Genomic DNA, 23,239 nt, shown 5'->3' with positions numbered 1-23,239 from the left:
CCACGACGATCGAGCTCCCACCCGAAGCTTCAACAGCGGGTTGAGAGTTGTTCCGAGGTCCACGGTAGCGAGTCGGGCGGCGTGGAAGCGGGACATCCGCACCGGCGCGTCCGGCGTGTCGAGGATATGCCCCGGCACCGACCGCCGTCGAGGGTCCGACCCGCCCGGACCGCTCACGAGTCGAGCCGACCGATGGCCGCACGGATGAGTGACGAGCGGATGACCTCGAGGTGTCCGGCGATCTCCCGGGCGAGTTCGAGCGCCTTCGCACGGGACGTGGCGTCACCACGACGGGACACCGGCATGAGCGCGGACTCGATGAGACCGACCTCGCGCTCAGCGGTGCTGCGGAAGGTGCGGAGGTGCCGGGGCTCGATGCCGGAGCGCTGCAGCTCGACGAGGGCCTTCAGCACACCGACCGAGTCCTCGCCGTAGGTGTCGGACGCCGGGATGAGCGAGGCGGACACCGCGTCGCCCACGAGCATCGGCGACGCTCCGGCAGCACGCTGCAGTTCGTCGCGGGAGTACCGGCGCTCGCGCCCGAGCATCGACGGCCGCGGCACGTCGCCACCACCCGGGAGGGTCGGTTCGCGTCCGGCGTCGAGGTCGGCCAGGTAGTCCTTGATGACCTTGAGCGGCAGGTAGTGGTCACGCTGCAGCCCGAGCACGATGCGCAGCCGGTCGACGTCGGTCGACGAGAACTTCCGGTAGCCGCTCTGGGTGCGCACCGGCGTGACGAGTTCGCGCTCCTCGAGGAAGCGCAGCTTGGAGCTCGACAGGTCGGGGAACTCCGGCTTCAGGCGGGCGAGGACCTGCCCGATCGTGAGCAGGTCCGGCGCCGGGGACACCGCCCGCGCCGCAGCGGAGCGGGGTGCCACTACGCGTTCGCCAGGCGCGCCAGGTCGACCCGGGAGGCGTAGAACGTCAGCCGGAACTTGCCGACCTGGACTTCGGAGCCGTCGACGAGCAGTGCTTCGTCGATGCGGACACCGTCGAAGTACGTCCCGTTCAGGGAACCGAGGTCCTTCACGCTGAACGACGTCCCGCGACGGACGAAGTCGGCGTGCTTGCGCGACACCGTCACGTCATCGAGGAAGATGCTCGCGTCGGGGTGTCGGCCGGCCGTCGTGACGTCGGAGTCGAGGAGGAACCGCGCACCGACGTTCGGGCCGCGACGGACGACGAGCAACGCCGAACCCGACGGCAGCGCCGAGATCGCGTCGCGTTCTTCCGCTGTGACTCCGGCCTCGGGCGTGAGCGCCGCAGCGTTCTCCATGCTGAAGGTCAGCGTGGTGTCGACCAGCCGCTGTTCCGGACGTCCCGGCTGCGGGACCACTGGATCTGGCATCGTGGACCTCCTCCTCTTGGTCGCCCAGCGTATCGGAAACGAGCGCGTCAGCGAGAGCCCCGTCCCCAGGGGACACGGGAGGCTCCCCACCGGCCGGTGGGGAGCCTCCCGTCCGTCAACCGGCGGACCCTGCCCGGGCGACCTTCCCGGACCCCGCGTCGTGCAGGATCTCCTGGACCTCGGAGTCCTTGAGGCGGGTCCAGGGCGAGCCGTCGGGGTCGCTGGTCGAGGCCTCCGGGCTGTCGCCGGTGTTCCACCACTTCGCCTGGTACGGCGTGCCGTCGAACAGGACCCGGTCGCCGGTGTCGTAGGTCGTGGTGCCCGACCACGCCGGGTACGTCCCGGTCGGCAGGCTCACGGGCGCGACCGGCTTCTCACCCGGCAGCACCGGGCCGACGAGCTGCCACGGCGTCTCGTACGAGCTGAGCACGGCGTCGTCGGGCAGGTCGCCGGAGGTCCACCACTTGGCCTCGTAGACGTTGTGGTGCCAGACGGTCTTCGTGCCCTCGAGGTAGGCCGACTCCTTGTCCCACACCGGGTAGGGGCTGGTCGACGGGTCGTCGGACGGCTGCGTGGTGGAGGACGGCTCGGCCTTCGTGACGTCGCCCGACGCCGCGACGATGCCGCCGCTGAAGCCCTTGCCGAGCACGTCGGCGAACAGCTTGCCGTCCTGGTCGACCCCCGAGCACGAGTTCGACACGGTGGACAGGTTCACGTAGTTCGAGCCGCAGGTGGTGTCGCGGTTGAGGGACCACATCGACATCCGGCCGAGCCCCTGCTGCCGTGCCCAGGCGTTCAGCTTCGTCGCGTCGGCGAGCGTGACGGCCTCGTCCGGCACGTCGTTCTGCCCGATCATCGGCGTCGCCCCGGTCTTGTGCCAGAGGGTGCGGTCGCCGAGCGGGGTCCCGGCGCGGGTGTAGAGGATGCCGAGCTGGCGGTGGACCTGCTGCAGGGTCTCGACGGACGCGGAGTACATGCTCTGGCTGGAGCCCTTGCCGTCGCCGTAGTCCATCGTCATCGCGTTCACGCCCGCCAGGTCGACCCCGGCGTGGAGGAACTGCGCGACGGCCTTCGTGCCGTCGGCGGTGAGGCCACCGGGCGCTGCCGGCAGGGTGAGCCAAACGGCGAGCGGATGACCGGCGTGACGACGCTGCGCCTGCAGGTCCGCGACCGCCTGGGCCCGGCGCTTGCCGGCTGCCGTCTTCGTGAGGTCGTCGCTCTCGATGTCGAAGTCGACTGTGGAGACGTCGTACCGCTTGACGACGCTCCCGTAGGCGGACACGAGCTTGTGCTGGTCCGTGCACGTCGATGCGAGCTCGTCGTTGGCCAGACCGCCGAACGAGACACCGACGGCGCCCTTCTGCTGCTCCAGTCGAGCGATGCGGCGGTCCAGGTCGAGCTGGTCCCCTGCTTCCTCGAGCCCGTAGGCCGCGCCCCAGGTCGGGGTGCAGGCCTCGTCGTGGCCCGCGACGACGAAGGACAGCATGACGTCGCGGCCCTTCGCGGACTTGACGTCCTCGAACGGGAACGTCGGGGTGACGGTGACGTCCGTGTAGGCGGCGAACCAGGGCTCCACCGTCTCGGATGCCTGGGCGCTCTGCCACCGGTCGACGCCGGCGTACCCGCCGACGGCGACCGCGAGGGCGACCACGGTGGCCAGGGCGACCCGGACCGGGGAGAGTCGTCGTGTGGTGCTCATGGTCAGGCCGCCGTCTTCTCGTCGTGCTGCACGGTGAGGCCGTGCCGGGTGCCGGCGGTGCCGGTCCCGAGGTGGTCGGTCCCCAGGTGCTCGGGGATGGTGGTGCCGCGCTGGCCGAAGTAGAGCACGGAGCGCCAGTCTTCGGTGGCGGGTGCCGCCTCCGGGACGAGACCGCGACGGACCGCCTTCGCGGAGGCGCGCTCGTCCTTCCGGGCGGCGCGGCGTGCGGCGCGGGCGGACGGGTCGTAGAACATCCACTTCGTCGCCCAGATGAAGACGTCGACGACGGAGTTCCACAGGCCGATGTAGGCGACGATCGCGTACATCGCGAGCAGGGCGTTGAACGCGGCGAACACCGCGTTGCCCCAGTTCTGCGCGCCGAAGTCCCGCACGAACGTGAACACCGAGAACGCGACCATCGCGTACGGAGCCAGGACGTACAGCGCGGGTGATGCCGTCCGGTCGCGGACCTTGGGCGTGCGGGCGAACGGGATCTTCTTCGCGGTGAGGGCCTGCTGCACGCTCTTCAGCACACCGGCGACGTTCACCGGCATGAGGATCAGGTTGAACCCGTAGATGCGCAGGATGTCGGTCCGCTTGTACCCGCAGTAGCGCAGGTCGCTCGCGAAGAGCCAGAAGTACGGCAGGGCGGCGAGCAGCACCATCGGGCTGAGCAGTCGGGAGTCGTACGGGTACGCCAGCAGGAAGATGAGGCCGAGCGACCCCCAGGCGATCGACGCCATGTAGTTGACGCGGAGCGCCATCTCGACCACGCTGACGCGCTCACCGCGGGCCCGGCGCTCGCGCACCTGGCGGATGTACTTCGGCAGGATGAGCAGGCCGCCGTTCGCCCAGCGTCGCCGCTGCACGATCAGGGAGCCGAAGTCCGGCGGGGTGGCGCTGTAGGACAGGCGCTCCGGGTAGTTGACGAGGGTCCAGCCGTGCATGCCCAGGTCGACGCTCGACTCGGTGTCCTCGATGACGGTGCGGTCCTGCACGTACCGCTTCACCTCGAAGCCGCCGACGGTCTCGGTCTCCTCGATGTCGCGGAGCGCCCGGGTGCGGATGACCGCGTTCGCGCCGACCCAGAAGGTGGCGCCGTACTTCGACATGCCCTGGTGCAGGATGTGCTGGATGTCGGTCGTCGCACCGGCGAGGCGCTCGATGCGGGTCGCGGCACCGCGGAAGGACGAGTACGGCGTCTGGGTGACGGCGACGCGCTCGTTCTCCGGCTGCTCGAGGAAGTGGACCAGGCGGAGGCAGTAGTCGCGGAGCAGCACCGAGTCGGCGTCGAGCGTCAGCACGTAGTCGGACGCGGGCACGACCAGGTCGGCGTCGGCCGGGTCGGTGACGGTGCGCAGGACGGTGCCGGACGCGGTCTCCTCGTGGCGGTAGGCGCTGCCGAGCAGGCCGATGTACGAGTTCAGGTTCATCGCCTTGTTCGCCTCGTGCGAGAGGTTCGCGGAGCGCTTCCGCTCGAAGGTGGTGAGCTCGGCGGTGAAGGTCCAGGCCAGGCGACGCTGCAGCTCGACCGCGCGGGCCGAGGTGACGTCGGTGGACTCGGCGTCCCCGGCGTCGATGATCGCGGCGTCGAGCGCCTCGGCCGTCAGGCGGAACTCGTCCGCCAGGCCGACGAGGACCTGGTCGGTGAAGAAGTGGTCGACGTGGTCGGCGACGCCGTGCTCGCGGGCGTGGCGGCGGAGCCAGGCGTCTGCCCAGCGGTGGTGCGCGACCAGGGTGCGCACGGCCTCCACGGAAGCCTGCGGGGCGTTGGCGGCCTCGACCTCGGCGGAGAGCAGGGCTTCCTGGAACCGGCGGGACGGCGCGGCGAGCTGCCTCTGGATGGTGTCGGCGACGGCGCGGGTGCGCTCGAGCTTCGCGGCGGTCTCCGGGTCGGTCGGGAACGGCGAGTCGTCGACGAGCAGCACGATGCGGAGGTTCGGGTACTCCTGCAGTGCGGCGGACCACAGCGTGGTCGCGACGACCTCGGGCTCCTCGGCGTAGCTCGGCACGAGGACGGTGAGCGGCGACTCGTGCCCCTCGGCGAAGTGCCGGTCGAGCTCGGCGCGCGGGACGCGGACGTGGGTGGCGAAACGCTCGAGTGCCCCCTGGCGGGCGACCAGGTGCATCAGGGCCGAGAAGGTCAGGAAGGTGACGACGACGGTGTACGAGATCGCCTCGGTCGTGAACCGGAAGCTCTCGGTGCCGGAGTCCAGGAACTGGCGGATCACCGTGTAGACGACGTAGGCCAGCCAGAACGCGATCGTCAGGATGATGGCGACCCGGCCGGAGACGAGCTTCCGGTCGGAGGGGCGGGCGTGGATCGTGTCGAGCGGCTGGGTCCGCCGCTCGGCACCCCACTGGCGGCGGCGCATCGGGGCGTCGTCGAGCTGTTCGGGCATGCTGTCCTTCGTTCGTACCGGACCAGCAGCCGTCGGGTGTGGGCGCTGTCGGGAGTCCGGTGGTCGCCGATGACGGTACGGCGACGGCTGTCGAGGTGCGGACCCTCGGACGGGGGGTTCCGGGCACCTCGTGCGGGATCCCGCAAGCCTGCGCGCGGACCCGCATCGACCCCGCGTCCGGGGGTGGCGCGGCGAGTCCGACCGACGCCTGGAGACGACCTGGAGGCGCGGTGCACGTCGGTCACCCGCCCCCGCCCGGCGGTGGGCGGGCTTCAGCGCCCGCGGGCGAGCAACCAGAGCAGGTAGGGCGCTCCGACGAGTCCGGTGACCACACCGACCGGCAGGGTCACGCCCGGCAGCGCGAACTGCGCCACCAGGTCGGACCCGAGGGTGACGACGGCACCGACGGCCGCGGCCGGGCCGAGGGCGATGCGCCCGCCGCCGACGAGCCGCCGGGCGATGGGTGCCGCCATCAGCGCGACGAACGAGACCGGTCCGGCGGTGGCGACGGCACCGGCGGTGAGGAGCACCGCGGTGAGCAGGAGCAGCACCTTCGCCCGGTCCGGTCGGAGTCCGAGGGAGGCCGCGACGTCGTCCCCGAGTGTCAGCACCGCGAGCCGCGGCGACTGCACGAGGGCGAGCGCCATGAGCACGATGAAGCCGACCAGGAGCGCGCCGACGACGGTGCGGTCGACGGCGTTGAGGCTGCCGGAGAGCCACAGGAGCGCAGTTCCGGCCTGCTGGACGCTGCCACTGGTGAGCAACCAGCCGGTCACGCTGATGGCCATCGCGCCGACGCCGACGCCGACGAGGACGACGCGGTTGCCGGTGATCCCCCGCCGCCAGGCCAACGCGGCGATGAGCACCGCGACGGCGACCGCGCCGACGAGCACCACACCGAAGAGCAGCACGCCGGAGGCACCGAACAGGACGATCGCCACGAGGCCGGAGGCGCTGGCCCCGGCGGTGATGCCGATGATGTCCGGGCTGGCGATCGGGTTGCGGACGACGCTCTGCACGATCGCCCCCGCCGCACCGAGACTGGCCCCGACGAGGACGGCCGCCAGGACGCGCGGCCCACGGAGTTGCCCGAGCACGAAGTCCGAGATCGTGTCGCCGTGCCCGACGAGGGCGCCGAGGACCTGCGCGGGCGAGAGCGGGATGTCGCCGACGCCGAGTCCGACCAGGACGAGGACGACGAGCGCGGCCACGGCGCCGACGAGGACGACGAGCTCCCGGCGGAGCGTGCCCCGCCGACGGTTCGCCACGGTGCCGCTCACAGTCCTCGCACCGCCCGGGACCGGACGAGTGCGATGAAGACCGGGGCGCCGATGAGCGCGGTGACGATGCCGACCTGCAGCTCCCCCGGGTACGCGACGACCCGGCCGATGACGTCGGCGACGAGCAGGAGCGCGGGGGCGACGACGGCGGACAGGAGGATCGTCCAGCGGTGGTCGGGCCCGGACAGTCGGCGGACGGCGTGCGGCACGGCGAGCCCGACGAAGGCGATGGGTCCGGCGGCGGCGACCGCGGAACCGGCGAGGAGCACGGTGACGACGGCGCCGACAGCCCGGACGAGCACGACGCGCTGTCCGAGCGACGCCGCGAGCTCGTCACCGAGCGCCAGGGTGTTGAGCGAGCGTCCGAGACCGACGGCGATGACGAGCCCCACGACGACCGGCGTCACGACGACGCCGGCCGTGCCGAGGTCCCCGCCGGCGAGGGCCCCGACCTGCCAGAAGCGGAGCTGGTCGAGCAGGCTGGCGTTGGTGACGAGCACCGCGGTCGTGACCGACGAGAGCGCGGCGGCGGTGACGGCTCCGGACAGGGCGAGCCCGACCGGGGTCAGCCCACCGCGGGCGACGGCCGCGATGCCGTACACGAGCAGTGCGGCCAGAGCAGCCCCGGCGAACGCGAAGGGCAGGTAGGTGGCGGTGCCGCTGATGCCGAACACCGCGATGCCGACGACGACCGCGAGCGCGGCGCCGGCGTTGACGCCGAGGATGCTCGGGTCGGCGAGCGGGTTGCGGGTGATCCCCTGCATGACGGCCCCGGCGACGCCGAGGGCAGCGCCGGCGAGCAGCCCGACGACGGTTCGGGGCACGCGGTTGCCGAGCACGATGAGTCCGATCTCGTCGTGTCGCCCCGGGTGGAGGAGCGTGTCGACGACGACACCGAGCGGGATCGGACGCGACCCGACGGCGACGCTCAGCGCGCAGGCGAGCGCGAGCACCACGACCGCGAGGACGGTGGCGAGCACCAGCCGGGACACGGGAGCGGGCGCGGGAGGCGCGACGGATCGGGATCGCATGGGAAGTGAGGCGAGCCTAACGGATGGCCCTCCCGCGGCGGGTCCGCGGGGCCGCGGTGCCACTGTTGGCAACCGTCGAGCAGCTGCTCGGCAGCACCATGGTCGGTTCATGGGGTCGTCATGGGATCGAGGCCTGTACTGACATCCATCGGCGGCCGACGGGGCCGCGAGGAACGACCGGAGAGCACCGATGAACGAGACCCCGAACCCCACCCCGGACGACGAGCGTCGCGAGCCGGGGCACGTCCAGCAGCCGGAGCACACCCCGCAGCAGGAGCAGCCTGCGTCGTGGGAGCAGCCGGCGTCGTGGGAGCCGCCGCACGCGGACCGGTCGGCCCTCCGCTCAGCCTTCGCCTTCGACGGCTCCGGTCCGTACCTGTACGGGCCCGACGGCTCCGGTCCGTACGCCTACTCCCCCGACGGCCGTGGCCCGTACCTCGTCGGCAGCCCGGCGCTGGGTGGGACGCAACAGCACGGCGGGCAGTACGCCGGGCAGTACGGGGGCGCGCAGCACGGCGCAGCGGACCCGGTGGCGCCGCATGGCTGGACCGGGGCGTTCGGCACGGCACCCGGCACGAACCGGCGCTCCCGGAAGCTGGCACTGGTGATCGGCTCGGGCATCACGGCGCTCGCGATCGTCGGCGCTGCCGGTGGCACCGCGCTCGGGCTGTCGTCGGTGCACACCACGACGACGTCCAGCCAGACCCAGGGCAGTTCCTCCCAGGGCACCACCACGACTCCGGAGAACGGCACGACCCCGGGTGACGGCAGCGGCACGAACGGCTTCACCGTCCCCGGCCAGGGGACCGACGGCTCGGGCACGGACGGCACCGGCAGCACCGGCAGCACGTCCGAGTCCGCAGCCACCCCGGCGACCGCCGCGCAGAAGAAGGGCGTCGTGACGATCGACACCGTGATCGGCTACGACCAGTCCCAGCAGGCCGCCGGCACCGGCATGGTCCTGACCTCAGACGGCACCGTCCTGACGAACAACCACGTCATCCAGGGCGCCACGTCGATCCGGGTCACCGACGAGACGACCGGCGAGCAGTACACCGCCGACGTCGTCGGGGCGGACGCGACGAACGACGTCGCGGTCCTCAAGTTGCGCGACGCCTCCGGGCTGTCCACCGTCACCCTCGACGACGACGGCGGCGCCTCGACCGGTGACGCGATCACCGACGTCGGCAACGCCGAGGGCACCGGTGACCTGGTGGCCGCCGAGGGGACCGTGACCGCCACCGACCAGGACATCCAGGTGCAGAGCGAGTCGGGCACCGGGACCGAGTCCCTGACCGGGCTCCTGCAGCTCGCCGCACAGGTCGTCTCAGGCGACTCCGGCGGGCCGGTCCTGGACAGTGAGGGCGAGGTCGTCGGCATGGCGACCGCAGCGTCCTCCGGGACCGCCGACGTCACCGGGTTCGCGATCCCGATCAGCACGGCGAAGTCGATCGCGGACAAGATCCTGGCGGGCGACTCCTCGGGCACGATCACGATCGGCCTGCCGGCGTTCCTCGGTGTGCAGATCAGCAGCACCGCGACCGGGACGACCAGCGGCGTGCCGATCGCCGGCACCGTCGAGGGCTCCGGGGCCGCGAGCGCCGGCCTGGCTGCGGGCGACACGATCACGAGTGTCGACGGCACCGCGGTCACGAGCTCGGACCAGCTGACGAAGCTCATCAGCGGGCACGACGTCGGCGACCGGGTCTCGGTCGGCTACACGACGAGCGACGGCACCGCGACGACCGCGACCGTCACCCTGACGGCCGGCCCCGCCGCCTGAGGGCACGAGGCCGTCGCCTCGTCCCCACCGCACGATGCCCGCGCCTCCCGGTGTGGGCATCGTGCTGTGCGGCCTGGTCGGGACGAGCCCGTCAGCCGAGCAGCGCGCGGACGAGGGTCCGGTGGACGTTCGCCGACGCCTCGGCCGTGAACGCCGTCGTCCCGCCCTCGGTCCGTCCCACGCGGGCGAAGCCGATCCCGGCCGCGGAGACGACGACGAGCGGCCGGGGTCGCCCCGGGCGCAGCAGCGCCGACACCGTCCACGGGGCCGACCAGAACGCGGCCAGGGTCGGGTCGGCCGACGCGACGGCGCGCGGCAGGTCGGGGGCGGACGGGCCACCGGCCAGACGTCGGTCGAGCAGGTCGCCGGGCAGGACCGCGGTGCGGAACGGCCAGGTCCACGTCGGGCGGATGCCGAGCCTCCCGGCCAGCAGTCCGACCACCCGTTCCGGTGGGACGGACGCGACCACGGACCGGCCGTCCGCTCCGGTGTCGACGACTGTGCCGGACCAGGCCTGGAGGCGCGTCACCCGCCCGTCGTCGTCGTGCTGGTCCAGCGTGGTCGGCTGCACCCCCTCGGCCCAGGGGGCGAGGACGGTCGCCGTCTCGGGCGGGACCGTGCCGAATCGGCCGACCAGGTCGGCGGCGACGAGTTCGCGGCCGCCGTCGGTGCGGAGGAGGGCGGGGTTCCAGCGCCGCCCGGCGAGGTTCTGCAGGGTCGAGACGGCCTCGGCACCGAGGGACGGGCCGGTGAGGGTGGAGCCGGCGAGCAGGACGGGCAGGGACTCGAGGGTGCGGGACTCACTGGCGGTGACCCGGTCGAGGACCCGGACGGAGTCGAGGACGGCGAAGACGGTGTCATCCGTCGCGGTCATCCGTGCGAGTGGCCGCTCGACCGTCAGGTCGACGCGGTGGCGGCCCGTGACCAGGAGCAGGTGCGCGCCGGCGACGTCACCCTCCTCATCGGGGCGGACGTACTCGACCAGACGCGCGGGCGCGCCGGCGGTGGTCCAGACGTCGCAGCCCACGAGGAGCAGCCCGTCGACCGAGCCCGGCAGCCGTTCGAGCAGCGAGGCGTTCTCGTCGCCGATCGCCCGGTCGCTCGGGCGGGAGCGGACGGTGAGGACGACGTCGTCGCCCCGGACGCGGAGGTCGGCACCGGCTGGCTCCTCGGTGCGCCAGCCGGTCGGACGGACGAAGCGGACACGGGCGGTGCGGTCCTCGGTCTGCCCGGCAGCGGCGGCGGGTGGGTCGGGGACGAGCATGCTGCGAGGCTACGTGCGCGCCCGTGGCCTGCGCTCAGCGGCTCGCCGGGGTGGCGCGGATCACCCGGTCGTCCGGCGGGGGCGCGGCGGTGGTGGCGGTGGGACGGGCTTCGCGGCGACGACATCGGTACGTCGGACCGTGACCGGACCGCGACGGGTGACGATGGTCACCGTCTCGGTGGTGCGTCCCGTCAGCTCGCCCAGGGCGTCACGGGCACCGTCCCCGTCGTGCGCGCGGACGACCAACCGGTCGCCGAGCGCTGCGGCGTCCAGCGCGGCGAGGGCCCGGGCACGCGCGATGTCGGCCTGCGACGAGGCGGCGGCCGGTGCACCGTCGAGGTCGGGTCGGGCGTCGGACATGCCTCGAGGGTACGGCCCGGGGTCCGCCCGACCGCCACGGCTAGGGTGGCCGGATGGACAAGGCCCGGGTGGACAGCTGGATCTGGGCGGTCCGGATCACCAAGACCCGGTCCGCTGCGACGACGGCGTGCAAGGCGGGCCACGTGAAGGTCAACGGCGAGCGGGCGAAGCCGTCCCAGCCCGTCGGACCCGGCGACGAGGTCCGCGTCCGGCAGGCCGGGTTCGACCGGATCGTCGTCGTGAAGAGCATCATCCTCAAGCGGGTGAGCGCGGCCGAGGCGGCGAAGCACCTCGAGGACAACACCCCGCCCCGCCTCCCCCGCGAGGAGGCCGGCTTCGTCCCGATCCGCGAACGAGGCGCCGGGCGGCCGAGCAAGCGGGAGCGCCGCGACCTCGAGAAGCTCCGCGGGTACTGACCGGCCCGACCGGCCAGGTACGCCGACGACCAGGTGCTCCGACGGATCAGACGAACCGGACGGTCTGCTGCAGGCGGTCCCGGATCGCGAAGACGTCGACCGAGCCGTCCGGCGACCAGTTGCCGGCGAGCACCTGCACGAGTGCACCCCGTCGGACGATGAGCGCCGTCGGCTTCCGGGGCGTTCCGATGAGTTCGACGTCCTCGTCCACCGCGGAGTCCGGCACGACGAGCAGCCGCCCGGTGAAGCGCACGCGGGTCTGCTTCTGCACGGCTCGGGCCGCGCGGACGAGCTCCTTGACCGGGCGCTCCCCGGGCTCGAGGGTCTCACCGACGACCTCACCGTGCTCGACCGCGACCGGGCCACCCCAGTCGATCGACTCGACGGCCCAGAGCCCGGTCGGGGTCAGGACGGCGTGGTCGAGCTTGCCCTCGGTGCCGGCGTCCAGGTCGTGCCACACCGTGACGCCGATGCCCATGTCGGCGATGATCGCGGCGGTCGCCTCTTCCGCCAGCGCCTCACCGAGCAGCCGCCGGACGGACCGCGGTGCCGAGCGGACGAGGGCGGGGTCGTAGGGGTCCTCGATCGGGTCGCCGAGTCCGACCCACTCGCGTTCGGCGGCCAGGAAGACCTCGCGTGACCGGCCGCCGGGGTGCCCGTGGGACCGGGCCCGCGGGCGGGAGTCGCGACGCGCTGTCGGGGGTGCGTAGTCGTCACGGCCGGATCCGCTCCTCCAGGCCGCCGAGCCGGACGGTGCCGACGACGGCGAGGACGAGCCGGAGTGGACCGCACCGGTGTCGTAGGCGCGGCGAGCCGCGGGGGTGCCGATCCGCTCCCAGGCGATCTGCACCCGGCGGAAGCGCTGCGGGTCGCCGCCCAGGTCGGGGTGGCTCTCGCGGGCCGCGCGGCGGTAGGCGCGGCGCAGGGTCTCGTCGTCGGCGGTCGCGGGGACGCCGAGGACTTCGTACGGGGTGGCGTCGGCCGGGCTGTCGGTCATGGCCGGAGGAACGCTACCCGACGCCGGGTCGGTGTCCGCCGCGAGCGGGCTGGGCGGGCGCTGAGCGGTGGCGCCGTTCCCGGCTCGGACCGACCGCGTCAGACCAGGGCGGCCGTGATCGCGTCCGTGTGCTCCTCGAGCCAGGCGACGTCGGCGCGGTAGAGCTCCGCGTGGCCGTGCGCCAGGTCGCTGACGAACTTCGGGTTGCCGGCGGCGGCCTCGGTCTCGATGGTCGTGACGAGGGACACCAGGCTCCCCGTCATCGTCTCGACGAGCACGCTCCGCGAGCGGGTGTCCAGGCCGTAGGCGCGGCAGAACTCGGCGGCGCGGGTCAGCCGGTCGGCGAACTCGGGCACGGGTGCCCCCTCGTCGGCGCTGCTGGTGAACGGGGCGAACCGGTAGACGGCACTCGCGACGTCCCACACGCGCGGGCCCGGGTGCGCGGTGTCGAAGTCGATCACGCCGACCGCCGCGATGCCGTCGTAGACGACGTTGTACGGGGCGAAGTCGCCGTGCACGATCGTCTCGACCGGCAGACGCCCGGCCTGCGACCACACGTCGGTCGTGTCGTCGCGCGGGAACGAGGCGGCGGCGTCGTGGAGCTGCCGGAGCAGGCGTGCGGTGGTGACGAGGGCGGCCTCGCTCGCGACGTCGGCGGTCCAGGGGTACTCGCCCGCCTCGCCCGGCACGAACGTCACGGTCTCGAGTTGCTCGCCGAGGGAGATCGGGGCGGGGGCCGCGACGAAGCCCCGCTCGTGCAGGTGTGTCAGCAAGCGGTGCACGGTGGGGGTCCACGGCCCGGCAGGCCGGTGCACCCGGTCGTCGGCCTTGGTGATCCGTTCCATGGGGAACCTCCTGAGCGTCGTCGTCGACGTGCTCGCCACTGTAGTGGCCGGAGCCCGCCCTCGGGCGGGTCGCCGGGCGACCATCCGATCGGCGCGCCACGAGCAACTCCGGCAGGCGCAGGCCGGACTCAGTCGGGCAGCAGCTCCCGCAGCCAGCCCGGGCCCCGCACGGCGGCGCCCAGCGCCTGTACCCGGTCCCGCAGTTCACGGTCAGCGGTCACGACGACGACGGGGGCGTCGCCGGCTGCGACGGCGGACTCGACCACGGCGACGACCGCGTCGTCACCGGACGCCGCCGCCCGCTCGATCGTCACCGGTGGGAGACCGGGCCGCGGGGCGGACGGTGCCGGGTCCGTGGTGGCACTGCGGGCCTCCCCCTCGAGCACGACGGTCCACCGGGGCCACCAGGCGGTCGACGGCAGGTCGAGCACGGACGCGGGGACGCCGACTGCGGCGAGCGCGCGGACCTGCTCGACGAGTCGGGCGGCGGCGCCGGCGCGGTCCTTCCACCAGCCGTCCGGCACGCTGCCGACGACGTTGGCGGCGTCGACGACGACGTGCGGGGTGCGGTCGAGCGTGGCGCGGAGGGCGGCCCAGGACCGGCCGAACCCGGGGTGCAGGTCGAGGGACTCGACGTCGGCGACGGGCACCCAGGACAGGGCGAGGCTCTCGCGGTCGGCCATCACCGGTTCGAATGGTCGGGAGGCCCGCCCCACGACGGTCGTGTACGTCCAGAAGCCGAGGTCGAGGACGGCGGTGTGACGGAGGTCCACGGCGTCGTCGGGGACACCGGCTTCCTCGGCTGACTCGCGGAGGGCGGCGGTGACGGGGTCCTCGTGCTGGTGGCGTGCCCCGCCGGGGATGCCCCAGGTGTCGCCGTGGTGGCTCCACTCGACGCGGTGCTGCAGGAGGACGCGGCCGTGTCCGTCGTCGACGAGCAGGCCGGCGGCGCCGAAGCGGCCCCAGGCCTTCGTGCCGTCCTCGCCGTGGGCCCAGGCGTCGCCGGGGTCGCGGGGGCCGGAGGGGGGTCCGGGCGGCGGTCCTGCCGGGGTCGCGGTCCGTCGTTCGTCGTCCACGTCTCCACCCTTCCACAAACGTCCGTCGGGTGACCCGGGACGACGGCGGGGATGCGTGTACGGTGTCGTCCGAGACACGGGGTGCCGCATCCGAGCGGCTGAGATCACACCCGTCGAACCTGCTCGAGCTCGTACTCGCGAAGGGATCGTCCATGGAGAACGCTGCGCCCACGACTGACTGGGCCCACCGCACCGCCGAACTGCTGGAGGCCGTCCGCACGCGGGCGCCGCTGGTGCAGTGCATCACGAACACGGTGGTGCAGAACGTCACCGCGAACGTGCTGCTCGCGCTGGGGGCGTCGGCCGCGATGGTCGACGTGCCGACCGAGGCGGGGCCGTTCGCCGGCGTCGCGGACGGGCTGCTCGTCAACACCGGCACCCCGCACGCCGAACCGCTGACCGCGTCGATCGAGGCCGCCGCCGCCGCGGTGGTCGCGGGGACGCCGTGGGTCCTCGACCCGGTGGCCGTCGGGTCGTTGCCGGTCCGGACCGCCCTGGCGCGGGACCTGCTCGCGCTCCGGCCGACGGTCCTCCGGGGGAACGCGTCGGAGGTGCTCGCGGTCCTCGGCGTGTCGGCCGGCGGTCGCGGGGTCGACAGCATCGTCGGGACGGAGGACGCCCGCGACGCTGCGCTGACCGCCGTCCGGGACGAGACGGTCGGGGCCGTCGCGGTGTCCGGGCCGGTCGACCTGCTGGTGGCGCCGACGGGGCTGGTGCGCGTGGCGAACGGGACGGAACTCCTCACCCGGATCACCGGCGGTGGGTGCGCCCTCGGCGCGGTCGTCGCGGCGTTCGCCGCGGTGGCTCCGGGACGTCCGCTCGACGCGGCCGTCGCGGCGACGGCGGTGCACACGATCGCGGCCGAGCTGGCGGCGCGGAAGGCCGGCGGCCCCGGTACCTTCCAGCCGCTGTTCCTCGACCGACTCGCCGCACTGACGCCGGAGGACGTCGTCCGGGAGGCCCGGATCACCGCCGACACGTCGGCTGCGGTCCCCGGTGACTCCGTCGGCGGTGCCGCCTGATGCCCGGCAGGGACGGATTCGGGGTCTACCTGGTGACCGACAGCGCCCTGGCTGCTCGGCACGGGCACGGGGTGCTCGGCGTGGTCCGGGCAGCGGTGGGCGCGGGACTCCGGATCGTGCAGGTGCGTGACAAGACCGCGTCGGCGCGGGACCTCCTGGCGCTGACGACCGCGGTGGCCGACGCCGTGGGCGACCGGGCCCTGGTGGTCGTGGACGACCGGCTCGACGTCGCCCTGGCCGCTCGGCATGCCGGGCACCGGGTCGCCGGCGTGCACCTCGGCCAGTCGGACGTCCCGGCGAGCGCCGCTCGTGCGCTGCTCGGCCCGGATGCCCACGTCGGTTTGACGGCGAACACGACACGGCACCTGGTGGAGGTCGCGACGATGCCCACGGGTTCGGTGGACCTGCTCGGGGTCGGCGTGGTGCACCCGACGAACACGAAGCCGGACCACCCGCCGGCGCTCGGGGTCGCCGGGTTCGGGCGGCTCGCGGCCATGACGACGGTGCCGTGCGTGGGCATCGGCGGGGTGACGCTGGACGACGTGGGGCCGCTCCGGCAGGCCGGCGCTGCGGGGGTCGCCGTCGTGTCGGGGATCTGCGCGGCACCCGATCCGGGCGCTGCCGCTGCGGCGTTCGTGGCCGCATGGGACGGAGCGGCACGGTGAGCGGTCAGACGCGCAGAGCGGTGTCCCCGCTGCCGCGGGTGCTGAGCATCGCCGGCACCGATCCGACGGGCGGTGCCGGGGTGCAGGCGGACCTCAAGTCGATCGCGGCCCAGGACGGGTACGGCATGGCGGTCGTCACGGCCCTGGTCGCGCAGAACACGCTCGGGGTCCGGTCGGTGCTCGTCCCCGACGCCGCGTTCCTCCGGCAGCAGCTCGACGCGGTGTCGGACGACGTCACCGTGGACGCGGTGAAGACCGGCATGCTCGGCACGGCCGCGGTGGTGCGGGTCGTCGTCGACTGGCTCCGCGAGCACCGACCGGCGTGGGTGGTCGTCGACCCGGTGATGGTGGCGACGAGCGGCGACCGCCTGCTCGACGCGGATGCGGAGTCGGCCATGACCGAGCTGTTCGCCCTGGCCGACCTGGTCACCCCGAACCGGGACGAGCTCCGGGTCCTCGCCCAGCTCGCCGATGCCCGGACGACCGAGGGGATCGAGGCCGCTCGCGCCGTCGCCCGACGGTGGGACGTCCGGGTGCTCGCGAAGGGCGGTCACGACGACGGTCCGTCCTCGGACGACGCACTGGTCTCCCCCGACGGCAGCGTCCGGGTCTTCCGCGGGCCGCGGGTCGCGACGACGAACACCCACGGCACCGGGTGCTCGCTGTCGAGTGCGGTCGCCACGCTCGTCGCCCGGCACGGCGACTGGGAGCTGGCGGTCGGGGCGGCCAAGACCTGGCTGACCGCGGCCCTCCGCGGCGCCGATGCCCTGCGGGTCGGACAGGGCCACGGACCGATCGACCACAACGCTCTCGTGCGCTCGGCACTCCCGACACCCCGGCTGACCGAGGCCTGGTGGACCGATGCGGCCGAGGTGCTCGACGAGACGCTGGACTGCCGGTTCCTCCGGGGCCTGGCCGACGGCACCCTCGACCCCGAGGTCTTCGCCGGCTACCTGGCGCAGGACGTGCACTACCTCCGGGCGTACGAGCAGCACCTCGCCGCGGTCGCCGCCGGGTCGACCGGGGACGCCGCCGCGTTCTGGACGACCGCCAGCGAGGGCTGCGCCGCGGAGGCCCGCGACCTGCACCACCGTCGACTCGCCGGGTCCCACGCCGACGACCCCGTGCACCCCGTGTGCGCCGGGTACATCGCGCACCTCGCCGACGCGGCACGGCAGAGCGCCGACTCCGGGGACGTCGCGGTGCTCGCTGCGGCGGTGCTCCCGTGCTTCCGGGTCTACGCCTGGGTCGGGGAACGGCTCGGCACGGCACCGGTCGGGCACCCGTTCGCGGACTGGATCACGGCCTACGGGGACCCCGGGTTCGCAGCGTCGAGCGCGCGGGCCACGGAGCTCGTCGAGGAGCTCGCCGGGCGGGCCGACCCCGCGCTGCGCGGGCGGATGGCGCGCGCCTTCCGGCAGTCGGTGGCGCAGGAGCTCGCCTTCTTCCGGATGCCGGAACAGCTGGGCCAGCCAGGACAGCCGGGCCAGCCAGAACAGCCGGGCGAGTCGGTCTGACGGAGGTGGGGCGGGCCTCCCGGTCGAGTGGTCGAGCGGCCGGGTCAGGACCCTCCCGGCGAGGCGACCAGTCGGATGCCGTCCGCGCCGGGGGCGCGGCGGACCAGGGTGACCCGGAGGTCCGATCCGTCGACCTCGCAGCGCATCCAGGTGTGGTCGGGCTGCCGGCGGCGGTCCGTCGGTGAGCCGGGGTTGAGCAGGCGCATCCCGTTCGGCGCGGTGGAGTCCCACGGGATGTGCGAGTGCCCGAACACCAGCACGTCGACGTCCGGGTGGTCCGTCTGGGCTCGACGCTCGCGACCGGTCGCCGCCCCGGTCTCGTGCACGACCGCGAACCGCAACGACTCGACGCGACGGGCGGCGACCAGGGGCAGGCGCTCCTCGAAGCCGAGGTCGTTGTTGCCACGGACCGCCAGCAGCTCGCGGGCTCGGGTCTCGAGCAGGTCGACGGTCGCCAGGTCCACCCAGTCACCGGCGTGCACGACCAGGTCGGCGGCGTCGATGTCCGCCCAGAGCTCGGGCGGGAGGTCCTTCGCCCGCTTGGGCAGGTGGGTGTCGGACAGCAGGACGAGCGAGGTGCTCACGGCGTCGCCGTCACTCGTCGGGTGCGCGGGCCGGCATCGGCAGAGCGACCTCGTCCGCGGCGCCGAGTCGTTCGAGCATGCCCGCGAGCAGGGCAACGTCGTCGTCGGACCAGTCGGCCAGGCGTTCGACCAGGGCGTCCCGGTGCAGTTGCACGGACCGGGCGAGCGCGAGGCGGCCGGCGTCGGTCGCCTCGAGCGGCTTGGCGTTGCCGGAACCGCCGTCGACCGTGCGGACGAGGCCCGCGACGAGCAGACCCGACAGCTGCCGGGAGATCGTCGACCGGTTCAGGCGCAGGTAGCGGGCGATGTCGATCGCCATGCACCCCGGGTGCTGCACGACGAAGTCGACGAGCGACTGGTCCACGATGCTGAGCACGTCGTCGGTGCCGCGCGCACGGACGCTCGCGCGGCGGGTGATGCGGGAGAGCTCGGTGTACGCCCGTCCGATGTCCGCTTCGCGGATCCCGGGGCCCCTCGGGTCGGCCATGGTGTTCCAGTCTGTCGTCCGGCGTCGGCCGGAGGTCGGTCGCCCCTGGTCAGGGCGCGGTGCTGCGCGACGGTCCCCGCATCGCTGACGCGGGTCCCTCCGCCGACGGTGTCGACCAACGATAACCGGGGGTCCACCGAAGAGGGGACATGTGACCGTCGTCGCACCACCTGCCCATGGTCGGGGCTCAGGCCGGAGCGCCCGCGGCCCGGAGTGCGGCGATGTCGAGCTTGACCATGCCCCGCATCGCCTCGTACACCCGGCCGGCAGCCGTGTGGTCGCCGCCGGCCGCCATCAACTCGCCCATCATGGACGGGGTGACCTGCCACGACAAGCCCCAGCGGTCGACCAACCAGCCGCATGCGACCGGGTGCCCGCCCTCGGCGATCAGGGCGTCCCAGATGCGGTCGAGCTCCTCCTGCGTGTCCACGTCGACCTGCAGCGAGAGCGCGTCGGTGAACGGGTGCCCGGGGCCGCCGTTCATCGCCCGGTACGGCTGCCCCATCAGGGTGAACTCGACCACGAGCACGGACCCGTCCGGCGCGCGCCCGATCCCGTCGATGCGCGAGTCGGGGAACAGCTCCGTGTAGTACTCGGTGGCGTGCTGGGCCTGGTCGTCGAACCAGAGGAAGGGGACGATGCGGGGCATGGCGGGTCTCTCGGTGGGGTCAGTCCGCGACGCCGCGGCTGAGGAGGTCGTTCTTGTCGGGGTGCTCGTCGAACCACTGGCTGACGAACCAGCACATCGGGACGATGCGCTTCGTCGACGTCGTCTCGACGTCGGACACGGCGTGCTCCACGAGCTCACCCGCGTACCCGTGACCGCGGTGCGCGGGCACCGTGTACGTGTGCGGGAAGGCGATCGCGTCACCGTTGACGCGGTAGTCCAGCACGCTCACGAGGGTCCCGTCGACGTACATGGCGTACCGGTCTCGGTCGGCCTCGTTCCGGAACTCGTGTGTCATGCCGCCATCCTGCACCGCCGCTCAGGGTCCGGTGTCACCGCACTCCGGGGAACGCCGGACACGCGCGGCGGAGCACACCGACGGAATGACCACCGGGTCACCGTGTTGCACGGAGCATGACCACCATCGGAATCATCGGAGCAGGCAACATCGGATCCCAGCTCGCACGCCTGGCCGTGCAGCACGGCCACCAGGTCGTGATCGCGAACTCGCGCGGGCCGGAGACCCTGACCGACCTCGTCAGCGAGCTCGGCGAGCACGCCACCGCCGGCACCCGCGAGGACGCCGCCACCCGGGGCGAGGTCGTCGTCGTCACCGTGCCGCTCGGCGCGATCGAGACGATCCCCGTCGCGCCGCTCGTCGGCAAGGTCGTCATCGACACGGACAACTACTACCCGCAGCGCGACGGCCAGATCGCGGCACTCGACGAGGAGACCACCACCACGGCCGAGATGCTGCAGGACCACCTCGTCGGTGCGCGCGTCGTCAAGGCCTTCAACCACATCGGCGCGGACCACCTCACCGAGCACGCCACCCCCGCCGGCACACCGGACCGTCGCGCCCTCGTCATCGCTGGTGACGACGACGCCGCCAAGCACACCGTCGCCGACCTGATCGACGAGTTCGGCTTCGACACCGTCGACGCCGGCCCGCTCGCCGAGGGATGGCGCATCCAGCGCGACACCCCGGGCTACGGCCCGCGCATGAACGCCGACGAGCTCCGCGAGGCACTCGCGAGCGCGAAGCGCTACCGCGACATGTGACGTCGACGCACCGCGCGCTCGACCCCCTCTGACTGGGGCTCTCGGCCGCTGTTCCTCCCGAGTAGAACAGACGATGGATCAATCCAGGGAGAGGAACAGCGGCCGTGGCGTCTCATCGCATGCCCGAGTCCGAGCGACCCCGCCGGGCGGTACCCGCATGGGTCACCGCTCCGCCGGAGGACGCCCGTCCTGCGGAAGCCGCGCCGGCCCCGGCGAGCGCTGGCGCGGTCCCCGGGATCGGCACGGTCCCCGCCGGCACAGTCCCCGCCGCCAGCGCAGTCCCCGCCGGCACATTCCCCGCCGCCAGCGCAGTCCCCGCCGGCACAGTCCCCGCCGTCGACCTGGAGGCGCACCACACCACCGCCCCGCCGGTCCTGGACCCGAACGCGGTCGCCCCCGACTACCCGCCGGCGCAGGAGCTGTTGCCGCCGGCCCCGACGTCCCCGAACGTCGACACGATCCCCTTCGCTCCACTCTCCGGCGCACCCGTTCTCGGCGCGTCCGCGGTCGGCGTCGGCGGCAGTGGTGTGACCGTCACCACCGCCGCCGCGGGCAGCCCGGCCGTCGGCCGCCACGGTGCCGGCCAGCGCGCCTCCTCCGGACGCCGCGACGCCGCTGCGGCCGCGGGGATGGCGTTGCCCGTGCCTCCCGTCGCCGGGACCCACGCCGGCGGGAGCCGGCCCGCCGGTGCTCCCCCCGTCGCCCCGGAGGTCCAGCACCCGCCGCTCGGTCCCGTCGTCGCCGACCCACCCCGTGATCCCGCCAACTGGTACACGCCGCAGGTGGGCACGCTCGCCGCCCCCGAGGCGCTCTCGCCGTCCGCTGGGGTCGACCTCGCCACGCTCGGTGCGCCGGGCCCGCACGCCGACACCACTGCCTGGTCCGCGTCGGCGCCGACCACGCCGCCAGCGCCGACGGTCCCCGTCGTGCCCGCAGCGGGCCAACCGCGGTTCTCGGTGCCCGGCCTCGAGCACGTCGTCGTCGAGGGCGGAGAACCCGAGCCCGTCGGCCCGATCGGGTACCGCACCCCCGCACGCTTCGCACGACAGCAGGCCCGGGTCGTCCCGCCCGCCGCGACGGCTCCCCCGACGTTCGACGCCCTCATCGGCGCTCCGGCACCGACCACGGCCGTCCTCGGCGGCCCGTCTGCGGTCGTCGGTGCGGCGGCCGTCCCGCCGCTCGGCCCGGTCCTGCCGTCGGTCACCCCGACCGAGGCCCAGGCCGCGGTCAGCAGCGCTGAGGACCCCGCTCCCGACGACACCGCTCCGCCCGTCGAGCCGACTCCGGCCCGGGAACACCGGAACGCTCGCGGGCGCGGCACCACCGGTCGCCGGCCCTTCCACCCCCGCCGGACCGTCGAGGAGCCGCCGAAGCGTCGCTCGACCGCGGTCCCGCTCCCCGCGCCCGCCGAGGTCGGGACCGTCGCGACGGCCACGCCGGAGGGTGCGGCGAGCCTCCCGTCCGTCGCCCAGCCGGCCATGGCACGTGCCGGACTGTCTCTCGGACCGACCGCGGGTGCCGTCCTCGGCGCCGTGGCCGGCCTCGGGACGATCGGGCTCGCGGCGTGGTGGTTCACCGCTCCGGCGACCGTGCACGCCGTCGGTCTGGTCCTCGGCCTGCTCGCGGTCCTGGTCTCCGTCGTGACGATGCGGAACCCGCTGACCACGTGGCAGCGGCCGGTCGCCCTGCTGGGCGCGGTGCTCGGCACGGTCGGCACCCTCGTGCTGCTGTGGGCTGTGGCCTCGGCGCTCGGCGCACCGCTACCGGACATCACCGGCACCGGGACCGTCCCGGCGATCGCGCCCTGACCTCGGCCGTTCGTCAGACAGCGCGGACGACCCCGCGCGAGAGGATCGCGTTGGTCAGGGCCTCGATCGGCTCGCGCTGGACGGTCGGGTTGGCGATGAGGACGTAGTCGACCGCCGGCAGGTCGGGCAACGACAGCCGCTGCGACACCTTCACCAGGTCGGCGGGGATCAACGAGTGCGGGAACACCGCGACGCCGATCCCGGCACGGACGGCTGCCAGGACCCCGTTCACGTCGCGGGTGTTGCAGGTGATCCGCCAGGTGCGGCCCGCCGCCTCGAGCGCGTCGATCGCCATCTGCCGACTGATGCTCGGCGCCTGGTAGGCGATCAGCGGGACCGGGTCGTCGGTTTCGAGTGAAATGCCGTCCTGCGCCATCCAGACCATCTGGTCCGAGGCGACGCGGGTGCCCTCAGCGGACTCCCCCGCGGTCCGCTTGATGAACACGAGGTCGAGCTGGCCGGCGTGCACCCGCCGGAGCAGCGGTGCCGACTGGTTCACCGTCAGCTCGAGGTCCACCTGGGGATGCAGCTTCCGGAAGTCGCGGAGGATGCGCGGCAGCTGCGTGATCGCCAGGTCGTCGGCCGCACCGAAACGGAGGCGGCCACGGGCGGCGACGCCGGAGAAGTAGGCGTCGGCGGTGGCGTGCGCCGCGAGGATCGTGCGGGCGAACCCGGCCATCGCGTCCCCGTTGTCGGTCAGGCGGACGCCGCGGGTGTCCCGGGCGACGAGCGTCCGCCCCACGGTGGACTCGAGTCGGCGCACGTGCTGGGACACCGTCGGCTGGCTCACGCCGAGCTGCACGCCGGCCTGCGTGAAGCTGCCGGTCTCGGCGACGGCCAGGAAGGTCTGGAGCAGGACAGGGTCAAGCACAGGAGGCTCCTCATTCGACATCGCAATGGAGTGATGCCGATCATAGGAGGATCGA

23 protein-coding genes and 1 riboswitch are annotated in these 23,239 nt (G+C 73.6%); of the genes, 7 read left to right on the top strand and 16 right to left on the bottom strand.

What is annotated here, in order from left to right; genetic code table 11:
* Positions 1–173: 173 nt before the first annotated feature.
* The 6 genes from DEI89_RS05685 to DEI89_RS05660 all read right to left on the bottom strand — a co-directional run bounded on the left by DEI89_RS05685 (position 174) and on the right by DEI89_RS05660 (position 7,760).
* Positions 174–878 (bottom strand): MerR family transcriptional regulator, encoded by a 705-nt coding sequence (locus DEI89_RS05685; RefSeq protein WP_110903080.1) that lies wholly within the window; start codon positions 876–878, stop codon positions 174–176.
* On the bottom strand, positions 878–1,348 hold the full coding sequence (locus DEI89_RS05680; protein WP_110903079.1) for an FHA domain-containing protein: 471 nt from the start codon (positions 1,346–1,348) through the stop codon (positions 878–880). Before DEI89_RS05680 ends, DEI89_RS05685 begins: the two co-directional genes overlap by 1 nt.
* Positions 1,349–1,463: 115 nt before the next feature.
* The gene (locus DEI89_RS05675; protein WP_110903078.1) at positions 1,464–3,047 is read right to left on the bottom strand and encodes a chitinase; all 1,584 of its coding nucleotides are present in this window, start codon (positions 3,045–3,047) and stop codon (positions 1,464–1,466) included.
* Positions 3,048–3,049: 2 nt separating this feature from the next.
* Complete coding sequence (locus DEI89_RS05670; protein WP_110903077.1) at positions 3,050–5,449, bottom strand: glycosyltransferase family 2 protein; 2,400 nt, start codon at positions 5,447–5,449, stop codon at positions 3,050–3,052.
* A gap of 272 nt (positions 5,450–5,721) precedes the next feature.
* Positions 5,722–6,729: an iron chelate uptake ABC transporter family permease subunit gene (locus DEI89_RS05665; RefSeq protein ID WP_258366494.1), complete on the bottom strand. Its 1,008-nt coding sequence runs from the start codon at positions 6,727–6,729 to the stop codon at positions 5,722–5,724.
* A complete protein-coding gene (locus DEI89_RS05660) occupies positions 6,726–7,760 on the bottom strand; it encodes an iron ABC transporter permease (protein ID WP_110903076.1) in 1,035 nt (344 codons plus the stop codon). Before DEI89_RS05660 ends, DEI89_RS05665 begins: the two co-directional genes overlap by 4 nt.
* Before the next feature lie 190 nt (positions 7,761–7,950).
* Between DEI89_RS05660 and DEI89_RS05655 the strand changes: the two genes are divergently transcribed.
* Positions 7,951–9,543 (top strand): S1C family serine protease, encoded by a 1,593-nt coding sequence (locus DEI89_RS05655; protein ID WP_110903075.1) that lies wholly within the window; start codon positions 7,951–7,953, stop codon positions 9,541–9,543.
* A 91-nt stretch (positions 9,544–9,634) separates the two neighbouring features.
* Here DEI89_RS05655 and DEI89_RS05650 read toward each other — a convergent pair whose 3' ends face one another.
* Together DEI89_RS05650 and DEI89_RS05645 are read right to left on the bottom strand one after the other, a co-directional pair.
* Positions 9,635–10,807: a hypothetical protein gene (locus DEI89_RS05650; protein WP_110903074.1), complete on the bottom strand. Its 1,173-nt coding sequence runs from the start codon at positions 10,805–10,807 to the stop codon at positions 9,635–9,637.
* 60 nt (positions 10,808–10,867) lie between these two features.
* Positions 10,868–11,167: a hypothetical protein gene (locus tag DEI89_RS05645; RefSeq protein ID WP_258366241.1), complete on the bottom strand. Its 300-nt coding sequence runs from the start codon at positions 11,165–11,167 to the stop codon at positions 10,868–10,870.
* 53 nt (positions 11,168–11,220) lie between these two features.
* Here DEI89_RS05645 and DEI89_RS05640 point away from each other — a divergent pair, with 53 nt between their 5' ends.
* A complete protein-coding gene (locus tag DEI89_RS05640; protein ID WP_110903073.1) occupies positions 11,221–11,583 on the top strand; it encodes an RNA-binding S4 domain-containing protein in 363 nt (120 codons plus the stop codon).
* 46 nt (positions 11,584–11,629) lie between these two features.
* On the opposite strand, the gene DEI89_RS05635 is transcribed toward DEI89_RS05640, so the two are convergent.
* The 3 genes from DEI89_RS05635 to DEI89_RS05625 form a co-directional block, all read right to left on the bottom strand.
* On the bottom strand, positions 11,630–12,580 hold the full coding sequence (locus DEI89_RS05635; protein ID WP_110903072.1) for a DnaJ domain-containing protein: 951 nt from the start codon (positions 12,578–12,580) through the stop codon (positions 11,630–11,632).
* A 98-nt stretch (positions 12,581–12,678) separates the two neighbouring features.
* Positions 12,679–13,425, bottom strand: a complete 747-nt coding sequence (locus DEI89_RS05630) for a phosphotransferase enzyme family protein (protein ID WP_110903071.1) — start codon at positions 13,423–13,425, stop codon at positions 12,679–12,681.
* Positions 13,426–13,553: 128 nt separating this feature from the next.
* A complete protein-coding gene (locus DEI89_RS05625) occupies positions 13,554–14,501 on the bottom strand; it encodes an NUDIX domain-containing protein (RefSeq protein ID WP_110903070.1) in 948 nt (315 codons plus the stop codon).
* A gap of 67 nt (positions 14,502–14,568) precedes the next feature.
* Positions 14,569–14,665: riboswitch (TPP riboswitch) on the top strand.
* Here DEI89_RS05625 and thiM point away from each other — a divergent pair.
* The 3 genes from thiM (at position 14,654) to thiD (ending at position 17,705) form a co-directional block, all read left to right on the top strand.
* Positions 14,654–15,523 carry a hydroxyethylthiazole kinase gene (gene thiM, locus DEI89_RS05620; protein ID WP_110903069.1) on the top strand — a complete coding sequence of 290 codons (870 nt, stop codon included), beginning with the start codon at positions 14,654–14,656 and terminating at the stop codon, positions 15,521–15,523. Its footprint overlaps the riboswitch before it by 12 nt.
* On the top strand, positions 15,523–16,188 hold the full coding sequence (thiE, locus tag DEI89_RS05615; RefSeq protein WP_110903068.1) for a thiamine phosphate synthase: 666 nt from the start codon (positions 15,523–15,525) through the stop codon (positions 16,186–16,188). The genes thiM and thiE overlap by 1 nt, the downstream gene beginning before the upstream one ends.
* Positions 16,185–17,705, top strand: a complete 1,521-nt coding sequence (gene thiD, locus DEI89_RS05610; RefSeq protein WP_258366240.1) for a bifunctional hydroxymethylpyrimidine kinase/phosphomethylpyrimidine kinase — start codon at positions 16,185–16,187, stop codon at positions 17,703–17,705. The genes thiE and thiD overlap by 4 nt, the downstream gene beginning before the upstream one ends.
* Before the next feature lie 44 nt (positions 17,706–17,749).
* On the opposite strand, the gene DEI89_RS05605 is transcribed toward thiD, so the two are convergent.
* The 4 genes from DEI89_RS05605 to DEI89_RS05590 form a co-directional block, all read right to left on the bottom strand.
* On the bottom strand, positions 17,750–18,289 hold the full coding sequence (locus tag DEI89_RS05605; protein WP_110903066.1) for a metallophosphoesterase: 540 nt from the start codon (positions 18,287–18,289) through the stop codon (positions 17,750–17,752).
* Between the two features lie 10 nt (positions 18,290–18,299).
* The gene (locus tag DEI89_RS05600; RefSeq protein ID WP_110903065.1) at positions 18,300–18,776 is read right to left on the bottom strand and encodes a MarR family winged helix-turn-helix transcriptional regulator; all 477 of its coding nucleotides are present in this window, start codon (positions 18,774–18,776) and stop codon (positions 18,300–18,302) included.
* A 187-nt stretch (positions 18,777–18,963) separates the two neighbouring features.
* The gene (locus DEI89_RS05595; RefSeq protein ID WP_110903064.1) at positions 18,964–19,425 is read right to left on the bottom strand and encodes a VOC family protein; all 462 of its coding nucleotides are present in this window, start codon (positions 19,423–19,425) and stop codon (positions 18,964–18,966) included.
* Between the two features lie 19 nt (positions 19,426–19,444).
* On the bottom strand, positions 19,445–19,741 hold the full coding sequence (locus DEI89_RS05590; RefSeq protein WP_110903063.1) for a GNAT family N-acetyltransferase: 297 nt from the start codon (positions 19,739–19,741) through the stop codon (positions 19,445–19,447).
* Positions 19,742–19,857: 116 nt separating this feature from the next.
* Between DEI89_RS05590 and DEI89_RS05585 the strand changes: the two genes are divergently transcribed.
* Positions 19,858–20,505, top strand: a complete 648-nt coding sequence (locus DEI89_RS05585) for an NADPH-dependent F420 reductase (RefSeq protein WP_110903062.1) — start codon at positions 19,858–19,860, stop codon at positions 20,503–20,505.
* A gap of 104 nt (positions 20,506–20,609) precedes the next feature.
* Positions 20,610–22,313 (top strand): hypothetical protein, encoded by a 1,704-nt coding sequence (locus DEI89_RS05580; protein WP_146236688.1) that lies wholly within the window; start codon positions 20,610–20,612, stop codon positions 22,311–22,313.
* Positions 22,314–22,326: 13 nt separating this feature from the next.
* Here DEI89_RS05580 and DEI89_RS05575 read toward each other — a convergent pair whose 3' ends face one another.
* Entirely contained in the window at positions 22,327–23,184 is an 858-nt protein-coding gene (locus DEI89_RS05575; RefSeq protein ID WP_110903060.1) for a LysR substrate-binding domain-containing protein, read from the bottom strand.
* Positions 23,185–23,239: the final 55 nt, after the last annotated feature.

The organism is Curtobacterium sp. MCBD17_030, assembly GCF_003224255.1.
Lineage (GTDB): Bacteria > Actinomycetota > Actinomycetes > Actinomycetales > Microbacteriaceae > Curtobacterium.
This window is presented reverse-complemented; position numbering and strand designations above follow the sequence as displayed.

Bases quoted from the DNA above. Each gene is read 5' to 3' on its own strand.
- DEI89_RS05595 (WP_110903064.1), bottom strand. From the start codon at position 19,425: ATGCCCCGCATCGTCCCCTTCCTCTGGTTCGACGACCAGGCCCAGCAC.
- DEI89_RS05650 (WP_110903074.1), bottom strand. From the start codon at position 10,807: ATGCTCGTCCCCGACCCACCCGCCGCCGCTGCCGGGCAGACCGAGGAC.
- DEI89_RS05585 (WP_110903062.1), top strand. From the start codon at position 19,858: ATGACCACCATCGGAATCATCGGAGCAGGCAACATCGGATCCCAGCTC.
- DEI89_RS05600 (WP_110903065.1), bottom strand. From the start codon at position 18,776: ATGGCCGACCCGAGGGGCCCCGGGATCCGCGAAGCGGACATCGGACGG.
- DEI89_RS05670 (WP_110903077.1), bottom strand. From the start codon at position 5,449: ATGCCCGAACAGCTCGACGACGCCCCGATGCGCCGCCGCCAGTGGGGT.
- DEI89_RS05645 (WP_258366241.1), bottom strand. From the start codon at position 11,167: ATGTCCGACGCCCGACCCGACCTCGACGGTGCACCGGCCGCCGCCTCG.
- DEI89_RS05640 (WP_110903073.1), top strand. From the start codon at position 11,221: ATGGACAAGGCCCGGGTGGACAGCTGGATCTGGGCGGTCCGGATCACC.
- DEI89_RS05675 (WP_110903078.1), bottom strand. From the start codon at position 3,047: ATGAGCACCACACGACGACTCTCCCCGGTCCGGGTCGCCCTGGCCACC.
- DEI89_RS05635 (WP_110903072.1), bottom strand. From the start codon at position 12,580: ATGACCGACAGCCCGGCCGACGCCACCCCGTACGAAGTCCTCGGCGTC.
- thiM (WP_110903069.1), top strand. From the start codon at position 14,654: ATGGAGAACGCTGCGCCCACGACTGACTGGGCCCACCGCACCGCCGAA.
- DEI89_RS05630 (WP_110903071.1), bottom strand. From the start codon at position 13,425: ATGGAACGGATCACCAAGGCCGACGACCGGGTGCACCGGCCTGCCGGG.
- DEI89_RS05655 (WP_110903075.1), top strand. From the start codon at position 7,951: ATGAACGAGACCCCGAACCCCACCCCGGACGACGAGCGTCGCGAGCCG.
- DEI89_RS05590 (WP_110903063.1), bottom strand. From the start codon at position 19,741: ATGACACACGAGTTCCGGAACGAGGCCGACCGAGACCGGTACGCCATG.
- DEI89_RS05680 (WP_110903079.1), bottom strand. From the start codon at position 1,348: ATGCCAGATCCAGTGGTCCCGCAGCCGGGACGTCCGGAACAGCGGCTG.
- thiE (WP_110903068.1), top strand. From the start codon at position 15,523: ATGCCCGGCAGGGACGGATTCGGGGTCTACCTGGTGACCGACAGCGCC.
- DEI89_RS05660 (WP_110903076.1), bottom strand. From the start codon at position 7,760: ATGCGATCCCGATCCGTCGCGCCTCCCGCGCCCGCTCCCGTGTCCCGG.